At 59.6% G+C, this 12919-nt stretch carries 13 protein-coding genes, 1 tRNA gene and 1 pseudogene; 4 read left to right on the top strand and 11 right to left on the bottom strand.

All coding sequences use genetic code 11. The annotated features are described in order from the left end of the window. Positions 1–21: 21 nt before the first annotated feature. The 3 genes from nifB to QZ650_RS00065 form a co-directional block, all read right to left on the bottom strand. A complete protein-coding gene (gene nifB, locus QZ650_RS00075; protein ID WP_292520054.1) occupies positions 22–936 on the bottom strand; it encodes a nitrogenase cofactor biosynthesis protein NifB in 915 nt (304 codons plus the stop codon). Between the two features lie 10 nt (positions 937–946). Continuing rightward, complete coding sequence (locus QZ650_RS00070; protein WP_292520052.1) at positions 947–2203, bottom strand: hypothetical protein; 1257 nt, start codon at positions 2201–2203, stop codon at positions 947–949. Between the two features lie 90 nt (positions 2204–2293). Continuing rightward, positions 2294–4285, bottom strand: a complete 1992-nt coding sequence (locus QZ650_RS00065) for a methyltransferase domain-containing protein (RefSeq protein ID WP_292520050.1) — start codon at positions 4283–4285, stop codon at positions 2294–2296. Positions 4286–4618: 333 nt separating this feature from the next. Between QZ650_RS00065 and QZ650_RS00060 the strand changes: the two genes are divergently transcribed. Together QZ650_RS00060 and QZ650_RS00055 are read left to right on the top strand one after the other, a co-directional pair. Continuing rightward, the gene (locus tag QZ650_RS00060) at positions 4619–4795 is read left to right on the top strand and encodes a CxxC-x17-CxxC domain-containing protein (protein ID WP_292520048.1); all 177 of its coding nucleotides are present in this window, start codon (positions 4619–4621) and stop codon (positions 4793–4795) included. Positions 4796–4838: 43 nt separating this feature from the next. Continuing rightward, a complete protein-coding gene (locus tag QZ650_RS00055; protein WP_250986872.1) occupies positions 4839–5015 on the top strand; it encodes a CxxC-x17-CxxC domain-containing protein in 177 nt (58 codons plus the stop codon). A gap of 111 nt (positions 5016–5126) precedes the next feature. Here QZ650_RS00055 and QZ650_RS00050 read toward each other — a convergent pair whose 3' ends face one another. Then, positions 5127–5894 carry an ABC transporter permease gene (locus QZ650_RS00050; protein WP_292520045.1) on the bottom strand — a complete coding sequence of 256 codons (768 nt, stop codon included), beginning with the start codon at positions 5892–5894 and terminating at the stop codon, positions 5127–5129. Between the two features lie 2 nt (positions 5895–5896). Beyond that, the gene (locus tag QZ650_RS00045; RefSeq protein ID WP_292520111.1) at positions 5897–6808 is read right to left on the bottom strand and encodes an ABC transporter ATP-binding protein; all 912 of its coding nucleotides are present in this window, start codon (positions 6806–6808) and stop codon (positions 5897–5899) included. A gap of 236 nt (positions 6809–7044) precedes the next feature. Between QZ650_RS00045 and QZ650_RS00040 the strand changes: the two genes are divergently transcribed. Continuing rightward, positions 7045–7464, top strand: a complete 420-nt coding sequence (locus QZ650_RS00040; RefSeq protein ID WP_292520043.1) for an SET domain-containing protein — start codon at positions 7045–7047, stop codon at positions 7462–7464. Positions 7465–7940: 476 nt separating this feature from the next. Here the strand turns inward: QZ650_RS00040 and QZ650_RS00035 are convergent, their stop codons facing one another. The 6 genes from QZ650_RS00035 to QZ650_RS00010 form a co-directional block, all read right to left on the bottom strand. Next, positions 7941–8483 carry a hypothetical protein gene (locus QZ650_RS00035; protein WP_292520041.1) on the bottom strand — a complete coding sequence of 181 codons (543 nt, stop codon included), beginning with the start codon at positions 8481–8483 and terminating at the stop codon, positions 7941–7943. Between the two features lie 152 nt (positions 8484–8635). Further along, positions 8636–8845: a TOBE domain-containing protein gene (locus QZ650_RS00030; protein WP_292520039.1), complete on the bottom strand. Its 210-nt coding sequence runs from the start codon at positions 8843–8845 to the stop codon at positions 8636–8638. Between the two features lie 352 nt (positions 8846–9197). Continuing rightward, positions 9198–9271, bottom strand: a tRNA-Val gene (locus QZ650_RS00025). A gap of 150 nt (positions 9272–9421) precedes the next feature. Next, on the bottom strand, positions 9422–10369 hold the full coding sequence (gene mch, locus QZ650_RS00020) for a methenyltetrahydromethanopterin cyclohydrolase (protein ID WP_292520037.1): 948 nt from the start codon (positions 10367–10369) through the stop codon (positions 9422–9424). A 57-nt stretch (positions 10370–10426) separates the two neighbouring features. Next, positions 10427–11575, bottom strand: coding sequence for an ORC1-type DNA replication protein (locus tag QZ650_RS00015; RefSeq protein ID WP_292520035.1), 1149 nt, complete (start codon positions 11573–11575; stop codon positions 10427–10429). Between the two features lie 74 nt (positions 11576–11649). Then, positions 11650–12252, bottom strand: coding sequence for a hypothetical protein (locus QZ650_RS00010; protein ID WP_292520033.1), 603 nt, complete (start codon positions 12250–12252; stop codon positions 11650–11652). Between the two features lie 414 nt (positions 12253–12666). Between QZ650_RS00010 and QZ650_RS00005 the strand changes: the two are divergent. After that, a pseudogene (locus tag QZ650_RS00005) lies at positions 12667–12919 on the top strand (hypothetical protein); the annotation flags it as partial.

Here is a 12919-nt window from a genome sequence, read left to right as displayed (position 1 = left end):
CGCCGGGTAAAAAGGGATCGGTTATTCCGTCTTCTCATCCTTCATCTGCTGGTAGACGCAGGACTGGATGTCCTGACCCAGTTTCCCGATCGCGTCCGCCCGGCACCGTGCGCAGTGGCGCATCTGCTTGATGAACGGAGCGCACCTATCCTGCATCTCCCGCTTCTCTGCAGGCGTCGGGGGGGTTATCCCGGCGAACTTATACTGCGGGATGAGCGGGATGACGTTGAACGTGAACGCCCCCATCTCCCCGACCTTCTTTGCGATCTCGGGTATGTGCTCGTCGTTGATCCCGGGGATGTAGACGGTGTTTATCTTGACGAACATCTTCTTTGCAACCGCCATCTCGATCCCCTTCATCTGCTGGGAGAGGAGGAGTTCCGCCCCCTCGCGCCCGTGATATTTTTTCCCGTTGTATTCGACCCAGGAGTAGATCTTCTCCCCGATCGCAGGGTCGACGGCGTTGAGCGTGACCGTGACGTTCCCGACATCGTACTTCGCGAGTTCCTCGATCGACTCGGGGAGCATGAGGCCGTTTGTGCTGATGCACATGATCAGGTGCGGGAACTCCTCGTGGACCAGCCTGAGCGCTTCAAACGTCTCGGGGTTTGCAAGCGGCTCGCCCGGTCCTGCGATGCCGATCACCTTCACGTAGGGGTGCTCCCTGACGACGTTCCTGACGAGGTCGAGCGCCTCTCCCGGCGGGAGAACCCTGCTCGTCACGCCCGGCCGGCTCTCGTTCACGCAGTCAAAGTCCCGCACGCAGTAGTTGCACTGGATGTTGCACTTCGGAGCGACGGGAAGGTGGCACCGCCCGAAGGCGTGGCACGCTTTATCGGAGTAACAGGGGTGCTCGCTGATCTTGCGCAGTTGCTCCGGATCGTAGGGGACCTCCCTGCCCTGGACCGTCGCGGTCCGATACGATTCGTCGGCCATACTATGTGATCTATGTGTCAGAGGATGTTATATACTGATGGGTGTCGGCGTGCTGGCGGCACTCGTATCCTGCGGTTTGTTCCGTCGATTCCGTGCGCACCGGGCTGTCGGTCTCCGGCACAGTTTTTCGGGGTGCATCCCGGCTCCGGTCAAGGATCAGGCGGATGTCGGGCAGGACAAGATAGACCGGGAAGAACCCGAAGAGGCTGTGGTACTCCGAGGTATACACCATCATCCGTTGGTAGTCCCCGTGCATGCGCGTAAGCTCCGCCATGAGATCCGCGAGATGCCCGCAGCCCCGGATCTCCTCCGGAGTCTTCGGGAACCCGGCAAGCCGGTTCAGGATCCCGTCCCTCCAGACATGGACCTTGTAATCGCCCACCTGCAGGAATAACTCACGGCTGTATGCTCCCTGCAGGTGCCGGGCGATAATAACCTGTGAGGCGAATACGGCAAAGAGCGGCAGGAGGTCCCATCCGAGGACGATCTCGACCGAGGCGAGGAACGTCGAGAGCGTCATCCCCGGGAGGAGCATCGCCGAGACGGCGAGCGTCCCGCTTGCTGCCCCGAGAGCAGTGACGAGGAGGACGGCCCGCATAGCCGCCCGCCATCCGGCACGGACCCTCTCCTGCAGGCTCATCCGCATGCCGTCGAGCGATATAAAGAAGCTCTTCGTGTAGGGCTTGACATACAGGATGCCGGCGTAGAAGAGGATGATGGCGAGGGACTGGAGCGTGACCAGCGCCGTCGTTGCCGGTTCGAGAGATCCTGCAATGTAGCCTGAAAAGACTGCAAAGAGGACGTTGATGCCGAATATCAACCCGAACCCCATGGCAAGAGGCTGAGAGTTGATGAAGAAGGTGTCCCAGAGCACCTTCCCGAACACCCTTGCATCCCCGGCAACAACAGAGGGGGCCTGTCCTATACCCCGGATCGAACTGAGGAACTCCCTGATCGTCTTTCTGTCCGGAAGGGTCGTCCAGGTGCCCCCGGTCGGGATCATCAGGATGAAGGGGTTCACCATGTAGAGGATGAAACTCGATACAATCCAGTAGAGCATGTAGCGAGGGAGGATGAGCAGGAAGAGGAGGTTCACGAGGGCCGCAACGAGGATGAAGATGCCGGTGGCATGGAGCCGGTCGTCGCAGGCGAGGAGGGATGATTGTCGCTGCTCTTCGCGCGCGATCTCGTCTTCCACATCTCTTCTGAGCGCCCTGGCCTCCCGGGCATACCTCGCGAAGGTAAGGTCTCTTTTTGGTACCACCATCTGCGGGAGTCAGTGGTTCCTTGAGGATAAATGCATTCGCAGGATCCGGATGGCCGGACCTGCTCTTCTTCCTCTCAAAAAAGGGGTGGATCAGGCCGTCTGCCGGGTGCGGTCGAATGGGAGAGGCTCCTTCCCGGCCTCCCGTCCCCCTCTCTCCTGTTCCAGCCCGAACCGTTCCTCTGCAGCTTTGAGGATCCGCCCGAGCATCTCGGGATACGATATGCCTGCATACTTTGCCATCTTCGCGAGGTGACCGTCCCAGCACCAGCCGGGGTTCGGGTTGACCTCAAGGAGTTTCGGGTTGCCGTGCTCGTCGAGACGCCAGTCAAACCGGCAGTAATCGCGGCACTCCAGGCGCTCAAAGAGGGCGAGGCAGCACCGCACGATTGCCTTCTCGGTCTCCTCGGGGAGATCCGCCGGTCTTGAGACGATCTTCCAGTATGGCGAGTCCGGGAGCCACTTTGCCTCGTAGCCGCAGATCCGCGGGAGGTCCGGAGGCAGCGCGGAGTAGTCCTCCTCGATGATCGGGAGCACCGTGCAGTATCCCGGGGGGTTGCCGATGATGCCGACGCTGATGTCCTTCCCCGTGAGGAACTCCTCGACAAGGAGTGAGCGGTCGTATCCAAGCGTCGTCCGTAGCGTGTTGATGACGTCGGAGAGTTCCTCAATTGTATAGGCAATGCTCTTTTGCGTGATGCCGTACGAGGAGTCGCCTGAGTTCGGCTTGACGATCACCGGGAGTTTCATCCCGATATCGTAGGTCAGGTCGCCGGGGGTGATGAAGCAGGCGTCCGGCACCGGGATCTTCATCTCTTTCGCGACGCCGCGGACAAGCGACTTGTCGTAGCAGAACGCAAGCGACTGCGGCCCGGATCCCGTGTACGGTATATCGAGCATCTCAAGAAGCGCCGGCACATGGAGTTCCTTCCTCGGGTCATTGTTGAACCCCTCGTCGCAGAGATTGAAGACGTAATCAACCTTCCCTCTCAGTTTCGCGAGATCCTGGATCATGGTCTCGTGCCGGGAGAAAAAGGTGAACCGGTAGCCTGCAAGTTCCCTGAGAGCCGCCTTCATCTGGTCGATGGTGTAGAAGTCATCGTCGTCGAAGGTGCAGGAGGGTTTTAACGCGTCGGGTCTGGCCGGGTCACCGAGCATCACCGCGACGTGTTTTGCCCTCCCCTGCCCTCGCGCCTTCGTCGTCGACCACTCCTTCTTCACGACCGCGGTGACAATGTGGCGGCGCTCCATCATGCCGAGATCCTGGTTTCGCTGCGACTCCGTGGCGATCTCGTGGAAGGTGACGCTGGAGAAGCCCGCCTGCTCCAGGAGCCGCCGGAGCGCCTCAGGTGTGTAGAGGCGCTCGGCGTAGAACTGGTCGGCCACGACACCTTTGTTGACGTCGGTGATCACCTCCCGTGATATCAGGCGCCGGGCATCGAGCGAGAGGGACCGTTCACGGCAGACGAACATCGTCCGGTCGATCCACTCCCACGATCTTGCCTGGAAGTGCTCTTTCAGGTACTCGCCATCAGCCACGTCCAGGAGCACCCGTCCCCGGGGCTTGAGGATGCGACGGAGTTCGGTGAGGATTCGCAGGTCTTCCTCGACGGAATCAAAGTAGCCGAAACTGTTCCCGAGGACGAGGACGACATCGTGGGTGTCGGTGCGGTACGGCAGCCGGCGCGCGTCTCCCTCCCGGAACCGGACCGGGAGGCCTTCCTTCTTTGCGGTCGACCGGGCGCGCTGGATCAGGTAGTGCGACTGGTCAAGGCCTTCGACGCTGTAGCCCCTGCGCACGAGTTCGAGGGTGTGCCTCCCCTGGCCGCAGCAGAGATCGAGGATCTTCTCGTCAGGCTCCAGGTGCAGGACCTCTGTTATCCGGTCGATCTCGTTTCGGGTGATCTGCTGGTCATCGACGACGTCGCCATCGGTCTTTAAGTAGAGGCTGTTGAAGATGCCTCTCCACCAGTCGGATTTTACATGCTCTTCAAGGTTCGGGACCGGACCGATTGTCCGTGTTCCCGGGTGTTTTTCCTTCCGCCTGCTATCCGGGGGTTCGTCCGTGTGGATCTCGTCGGTCATACCGGACCACTCGCCCTGACCCCATGTTCTGGGTAGAACCGGCGTTTTGCCGGGTTGTAGAAGAGATATTGGTTAACGTGCGCCATAGTTGGATGATCATTCGGTAGGATAGTATCGATAAAAGGATTGTGCCGCAATCTTCTCCGCCCGAACAAACAACCACAGTGGAGGGAAGTTTTATCCCGCAAAAGACGGCACCACGCGCCGGGATAGGGAGAATGGGGTAAGCAGGATATACCCGGTCAGCAGATCCCGGGGCGGATCTGTGAGACGCATCTATTATATGCAGGCAGGTTGTTGTATGTGTGCAGACTATCTGCATGGTTGAAGTATATGGAAGAGAGATATCCAAGCCGGGGCCCCAGATCGTTCCAGGACCGCCCCCGCGAGTTCCACAAGGCAGTCTGTTCCGACTGCGGCAAAGAGTGCGAAGTTCCTTTCAAACCGACGGAGGGTCGGCCCGTCTACTGCCGCGACTGCCTCCCGAAGTACAGGAAACCTCGGTACTGAGTCGTCTGTATGAATATTGTCTCTTAACGTGAGTGAAATTCCAATGGAAGAGAGATATCCAAGCCGGGGCCCCAGATCGTTCCAGGACCGCCCCCGCGAGTTCCACAAGGCAGTCTGTTCCGACTGCGGCAAAGAGTGCGAAGTTCCTTTCAAACCGACTGAGGGCCGGCCTGTCTACTGCCGCGACTGCCTCCCGAAGTACAGAAAACCCAGATTCTAACCCTTTTTTTGAGCAGACCGCCCAAAATCGCTTGATGGCGGGTTTCCCGGATTATTCTGCCCGCAGCAACGGCTGTATGCATCTGCTTCATAGGCCTGTCGCGGGGAGGATTCAGACAATAAGCCGCTTTCGCATCAGCCTGATGGCAAGGATGAAGAAGAAGACGGTCGCCACGGCGATCCAGGCGAGGTTGAGGAGATTGATCGGCGAGAACGCCGCGAGCGTGATTGCCCGGTTGACCCCGACGACATGCGTGAGCGGGAGTGCGGCGAGGGCGAAGTACTGGATCGGTTGCGGGAGGAGGTCGAGAGGGAAGAACGTTCCCGAGAAGAGGAACATCGGGGTGATGAAGAGGAACGATGGATAGTTCAGCGCGTCGATGCTCGGCGTGATCGCCGTGAAGCACATCGCGATCCCCGCGAAGAGGAGGCCGGCGAGATAGGCGAAGGGGATGAGGAGCAGGGACGAGGGCATGGCGACGACGCCGAAGATGAGGAGCACCGGGAGCATCAGCGCCGCGTAGATCATCCCCCGGGTCGCGCCCCAGAGCATCTCCCCGGCGATCACCTCATCGATGCTGACCGGCGTTGCGATGATGGCGTCAAACGTCTTCTGGTAGTACATCCGGACGAACGACGAGTAGGTGCATTCAAAGAAGGCCGAATACATCACCGATATCGAGACGAGGGCCGGTGCGATGAAGACGGGATAGGGTATCCCGTCGACCGCCTCGATGTACGTCCCGAGGCCGAACCCCAGCGCGAGGAGGTAGAGAACCGGCTCGACGAAGGGCGGGATGAAGTTCACCCGGTAGGTTCTGAGAAAGGCGTCCCAGTTCCTCCGCCAGACGCTCCACACCCTGCTGCTTATCCGGATCATACTCACTCCCGCAGGCTCCTGCCGGTCAGCCGCAGGAAGACGTCTTCGAGAGTCGCCGGGCGGACCGTCACCGCCGCCTCGTGCCGGCAGACCTCGAGCAGGTCGCGTGCCACGTCGTTCGGGCGGTCCGTGAAGACCTGGAGCATGTCCCCGGCAAGATCGTAGTTCAGCCCGAGTTCGTCCAGGCGGGCAATCACCTTCTCTGTCCGCTCGACCTCGACGACATCGTTCCCGGCATACTCCCGGATGAGGTCGGCCGGGGTGCCCTCGACGAGGATCTTCCCGTGGTCCATGATCACCAGCCGGTCGCAGAGGCGCTCCGCTTCGTCCAGGTAGTGCGTGGTGAGGACGAGGGTGTTTCCCTGCGCCTGGAGGCTGCGGAGTCTCTCCCAGATCAGGTGTCGTGCCTGCGGGTCGAGCCCGATGGTGGGCTCATCGAGGATGAGCAATTTTGGTTCGTTAATCAGTGCCCGGGCGATGATCAGCCGCCGTTTCATTCCTCCCGAGAGTTTCTCGATCAGGACGTCCCGCTTCTCCTCAAGTTGCATGAATGAGAGAAGTTCTTCCGCTCGCCGCTCTGCCTCCCGCTTCGGGATGCCGAAGTAGCGGGCGTAGACCAGCAGGTTTCGGTAGGCTGAGAAGTCCGGGTCGAGGTTGGTCTCCTGCGGCACCACGCCGAGGCGGCTCTTGATCTCCTGCTGATGGGTATCCACGTCCATCCCAAAGACCTCCAGGGTGCCGCCGGTCTTGGGGGATATGCACTGGATCATCTTCATGGTCGTTGTCTTTCCCGCCCCGTTGGGGCCAAGAAACCCGAAGACCTCCCCTTTTCTAACCCCAAAAGAGATGCTGTCGACCGCGATAAGGTCCTCGAACCGCTTCTCGAGGTCGTGTGCTACGATGATGTCTCCGATCGTCCCTGCCTCCTGATGCGTCAGTGGGGTCGTGCAGATACAACATTCTTTCGCTTGCCGCCCCTCCCCCGGGAGAGTCACGGAACTTCTTCTCCGCGCGGACGGCTTGATGCTGCTGATCCCTGTGGATTGAGCCGGGATTTCACGCCGCTCGAACACGCCTCCGCATCCTTTTTGCCCGGAAACCTACCACCTACTTCGTACGCAGTTACAGCGATACCATGACCAGCAATTCTGTGGAGACGGGCAGAGTCGTCTATCCTTCCGACGCCGTGTATGTCAGTTCGTCAAATGGCCGTGGGCGGGGAATCTTCGCCCGCAGAGAGATCGAGGCCGGTGAATTGATCGAGATCTGCCCGGTGATCGTGCTGGGTGGGGCGGACGAGCAGGAACACCTTGACCGGACACGTCTCTTTGACTACTACTTCGCCTGGGGCAAAGATCCCGAGCTTGCTGCCTTGGCGCTGGGCTGCGGGTCGCTCTACAACCACTCCTACCACGCGAACGCAGACCACGTCTGCGACGTTCTCCGGGGTGAGATCCGCATCTACGCCCATCGCGCCATCCGGAGAGATGAGGAGATCACCATCAACTACGGTGGTCATCCTGACTGCCCCGACCCGGTCTGGTTCGATGTTGTGGGAGAGGTCGGGTAATCTTTCTTCCCCTGCAAAGCCTCCTTTACTGGATGCCCACCTCATCTTTTCCGTGGCAACGCTCGAAGTTATCGCGGCTCACCCTCCCGGCACTGCCTGACGGCAACTGATTCCGATGGGGGCATGGCGTTCACCGGTATCTGGAATTGGTGGTGGGGGTGGTGCGCCAGCCCCTCCGGGTCACTCCTGGGTCTGCACCGGGATCTCCAGTGGAAATTGGGGGGTTTGCGAAAATCTCTGCAATATGGGGAGATTCTCTCAACGCTCCGTCTTTTCTGCCGACCCCTCTAACCCTTCCGCCGACCGTATGGGTCACTCAGAAGGCCCCTTCAATTTTGGCGATATGCCGGGATTCGGGGATGATTTGTGGAGATCCTGAAGGGCCGGTCGGGGTGCGGGGGCATGAGGGCGGAGGTATCCTGGAGATCCCGCAAGACGCCCGTCTGAACCATGTCGGCCGTTATCATGCTGATGTTCTACCGCCGGATGACCATCTGCACCTGTTCTGTCTGGACGATGCCGCCTCCACTCGCCGTCACCATGGCGTCCACGGTCGTTGTAGAGACGAGGGGCGGGAGGTCGGGGGTGATGATCTCGTACCTGATCGGCGGGTAGGGTGGGAAGACGGTGCCAAGATCCCGGGTATCACGGTATACACCACCAAGCGCGGTAGCAAAGACCTCAATCTCGACGGGCGCGGCAAACCCGTTCTCGGGGTACACCGTGAGCGTGAAGTTGACCTGTTCGCCGGGCCGGGTTGTGACGGTTGTGGGTGTCACGCTGATAGAGAACGAGCGAAAATCAGTCGATACCGGTGCCCCCGTCATGACCGGCGTTCCTGGAGTTCCGGTCGGGGTCGGGGGCAGGCGGGGCTGTCCAGGTGCAGGAGGGGTTCCTGGTGTCGGCTGCGTGGGAGGGGGCGCGACCTCCTCCATGAGGATACCGTAGGCAATGACGGTCCCGGTGAGCATGATGCAGACGAGGACTGCGACCAGCAGGGGGGAGTATTCTCGTGCCATAGTGCTGGCACCCCGGGAACCGTTGCCGGTCTATTTATACGTTGCTGCCCTGCCGTCTGGGGGTTGAAGGCTGTCCTCCGGGGGAGAGCTGGTAAGGCCTGCATGCAGGACGATCCCTCCCTGCCCGGGGTAAAAATTGGGTGTATTTTCCCTCAGTCGGTAGCGACCATGACCTCGGTCGATTTGATCACGGCATAGATCTTCTTGCCGACGGCAAGCCCGAGATTCTCCACGGATCTCTTCGTGATGACCGCAGTGAGCTCGCCACCGCCATCCAGAGCGATGACAACCTCTGCGGTGACCACGCCTTCTTTGATGTCCTTGACCTTTCCGGGAAGTTGGTTTCTTGCACTTAACTTCATGGTGCACCGTGGGGGTGGTTCAGTCACCCTGACTATATAGGTTTTGATGACCCGGGCCCTCGTGCAGCCGTAATCATTCTTCCTGCAAGGGCGCAAAAAGATGGATTTACTCACTCTGGATCAGTTCAGGAAAGTTCAGGGAATGTTTTGAAACCGGTGAATATATCACCACACGTGTCGAGCACGTGTCGATAGCATGAGCAGAAAGAAGGTTGCCCTGACCATAGATTCGGAAGCGCTCCCCTGACTGAAGGCCGTTGGCTTCAAGATGAGCCGCCTGCTGGATGAGGCGATATTGAGTCACAAGGACCGAGTCGGGCGCAACTGGGGCTCTGATTCCAAAAAACGTCGATGGGCCTGTCCGGATTCGAACCGGAGATCTCCGCCGTGTAAGGGCGGCGTCATGACCAGCTAGACCACAAGCCCGTGGATGCTCTATACTATTTTGCACTGTAAGGGATAAACGTTGTTGCCCTGTTGATGGTTCCACCGGGTCGTTCCGTGAATCGACGATCTATGGATACTCCTAAAGGGGATGCACTCTCCGGCAGGGGGTTCTGCAGGACAAAAAATGGTTTAGATAAACCCGAAGGACTTCAGCGTCACTTCAGGGTTGACGGCTCCGACGTGGTAGACCTTGCCCTCGGAGAGCTCGTTGATGACGACCTCCGCCGGGGAGAAGAGCGAGGTGTCGATCTGGTAGAAGTCGAAGTTGGCTTCCTTGAAGATATCGTAGAACGGCTTTCCGTATCCCTTGGACTTGTTGCTCGGGATTTTTTCAAGGTAGTCCTTGATCTCCGGGGCGTTCATCGTCAGCATGATGCTGCCGTGATAGATCGTGGCGTCGTTGGTGCTGCCCATCGCCTTCGTGCCGTCCTTCTTGACGGGGGCAATCGGGGCGTGGCCGATTCCGGCGGTGATCTTCTTCGTGTCAAAACCGAGTTCGTTCAACTTGTAGACCGCTGTCTCAACGCAGCGCCCGGCGACCTGGACCGAGCCGACGATCGATGCCGTGGGGGCGACGACCGCGCAGGTGTTCGCCACGTCCACGTTGCAGTCTTCAGCTATCTTCTCCATCACGCCGGCGTTCGGGAGGTGGTCGCTCTCGAGGCAGATGACTGCGTAATCGAACTCGTCCTCGTAGTCGATGACCTCGTAGGTGTGCTTGGGCTTTAAGGAGAGCGCTCGTGCAGGACCGCTGCCCATGGCGAAGTACTTGTTGACATTGACCGTCCAGCCCGCCTTCTGCGCGCCGAGGCATGCAATGGCCGGGAAGTCAGTGCTGACCTCGATGAACGGGATCGGGACGTCCCTGATCCGGCCCATCGTGATGTCGACCTCGCCGAGCCCGCCCATACAGATCTCGGTGAACCGTCTTCCTGCCAGGTACCCGCCGGTGGTGCTGACGCCGCAGTCTACGATGCGTGCCCCGTTGTCGAGCTCGTGCGGGACGGCATGGAATTCCTCGGCATATTCGAAGAGTTCCTCAAAAATATCCAGTGCCAGTTCGTTCACGCTGAGCATGTGGAAAACCTCATCAGAGTACAAGCGGTGGCAGAATAGATAAGGATTATGAAAGGATTATGCAACTGCCGTCTGCTCCTGCCTCAGGTATTCCAGCACACGCCCGGGATCGTAGCGGAGACTGATCAGCCGTGTCCGTCCTCTCCCCTGACGGTAATGAAGGTTTAAGAGCCGCATTGCGTCGAATTTCCGGATCATCTCGTAGTATTTGGTGTAACTGATCCCCACCTGCTCTTTAACGAACCGGTAGACGTCGCCGGCGTTCATCTCCTGATCGTCTCGGGCCGACATCTCGGCGATTCGGCCCAGCACCTTCCTCTCTTCCGCCTTGAGCGCCCGGAGCGAGTAAGCCAGGTGCAGGTACCGGGAGACCTCATACGCCTCGCAGATATCCTCCCGCTCGACGGAACGGCGGGCTGCCTTCTCGGCGTTCAGGGTCGCCCGCTTCAGGAGGTCGATGCCGACGCGGAGATCCCCGCTCTTCATGGTCTGCTCTACCACGAGGTCCAGCATGTCGGACCGAAGAACGTTCGGGTAGAGTCCCTGCAGGACACGTTCCTCGAGGATCTCGTGGATCTCTTCCTCCGAGTAAGGGGGGAAGTAGATCTCGGTGGGCCGGAAGACCGATGCGACCCGGGCATCCACTTCGCTCTGCAGGCTGACAGACATATCGCTGACGATGGCGACGACACCGATCCGGACGCCCGGATAGGCCTCGTGAGAGCGAAGCAGAGCGTAGAGCACCTGGTTGATCTCGTTTTCGTAGAGGAGGTAGTTTGCGTCGTCGAGCGCCACCAAAAGCACCTGCTCCTCCCGCAGGAGGCGCCGGGCTATGGCGTCAAAGACCTGTTTGAAGGATGTGCCGGACGCCGGGGGCAGGCGGCCGGTGACGTGCCGGTAGATCTGCGAGAAGATGGCGAACTTGGTGTTGTCGATCTGGCAGTTGATGTAGACGGGGATCAGTTTCTTCGTCGTCTCCTCGATCTCGGCAAAGACTTTCTTGACGCTTGTCGTCTTCCCCGTCCCCGGCAGCCCCCGGCAGATGGTGTTCTGGGGCCGGACACCCCGCAGGCCCGGCCGGACCTGGAAGGCGAGCTCCCGGATCTGGGCATCGCGATGGTTAAACTGCTCAGGGACGTAATCGATCTCGAAGACTTCGGGGTCCCGAAAAAGCGTCTCGTCCCACATGAGCAGGTTCCTCTTCATTATACAATCCTCGGATATTGTAGTATTTATAACCTCCAGGTTGTGATCTCCTCATCGCGCAACCTAAATAGGGTTTAGGGCTGTTCCATGCACTTCTTGCAGAGGGTTCTGCTCATGAAGAGTCTGGAAAGTTTTGCCTGGGATTTCGTTACTTCTGCTCCGCACATTTCGCAGACATCGTCTGCCGGCACGGCGGTCGGCTTTGGGGCGGCAGGTTCCGGGGCGGGTTCCGGGGCCGGTTCCGGTTCGGGGACCGCTGGAGCCTTCTCCTCAGGCTCTTCTAGAGGCTGTGGGGTCCGGGGCGGTTGCGGCTGCTCTGGAGCCGATGGAATTGCCGTCGTGATGGTGTCTGCAGGAGGACAGGCTCTCTCTTCCGGCTGGCGTTCCGGTTCAACCTCCGGCATCGCCAGTTCTGCCGCCCGGGCGGGTATTATCTCCGCCGTCGTTTTTCCCTGCTCCGTGAATCTTGCTGCCAGGACGCGCCGGCGGTACGCATCCACCCGCTCGGCGGTTGCCGGATCGCCACGCCCGAGCCGGGCAAGTATCCCGTCGAGGAACGCAACAAGATCGTCCACGTCCTCCTGGGTCTCTACATCACCCTCAACCTCGAGACGGAGGTTTTCGTAGTTCTCAAGGTTGACGGTGATCCCGATGGTGACTTCCCTTTTTCCGGACATATTCTAATAAATATTGTATCTCTTTATATACAATTCCACCGGCGGGACATATCATCCTGATATTCGGTCAATCCGGTCGTGTTTCTCTATCTCCTGCACGGGTGACGGTCCGGGCCGGCGATCGATGATCCGGTGGAAATGGAGTTTTTTTCCGGAGCATTCAGCCCTGCCCCCGCCCCGCCGTCCGGTGGGCGTGCGGGCCCATGACGGCTCCTGCCCGGGTTATCTGAACCCCTGAACGTGGGAGGTGCAACGGCTTATTCCTCTCCCATTAATTTTTATATCTCTGTTGCCATACGAAGGCGGAGCCCCCGATGGATATACCCGGTAGCCCGTACGATATGCCCGAGGAGCATAATGATCACCTGCCTGCATGAAGGGCCGACAGGCCTACTCCGGATACGCGCCGCTTGTATGGGGCGGTCAATTCTTCTCCTGATCGGTATAGTACTCGGCCTCCTGCTCGTCCAGAGTGCTGCCGCAGCGCCAACAACGCTGTTTGTGGCGGCAAGCGACAGCAGCTCCACATCAAAGGCACAGGCGAACTACACGTGCGACGGCCTGGATGACCAGGTGGAAGTCCAGGCGGCGTTCGCAGCACTGCCGGACGGCGGGACGGTTGCCCTGACCGAAGGCACGTTCAACTGCTCGGGAAGCATTCTCCCAG

The sequence above is a fragment of the Methanoculleus sp. genome, from assembly GCF_020696975.1.
Classification (GTDB): domain Archaea; phylum Halobacteriota; class Methanomicrobia; order Methanomicrobiales; family Methanoculleaceae; genus Methanoculleus.
This window is presented reverse-complemented; position numbering and strand designations above follow the sequence as displayed.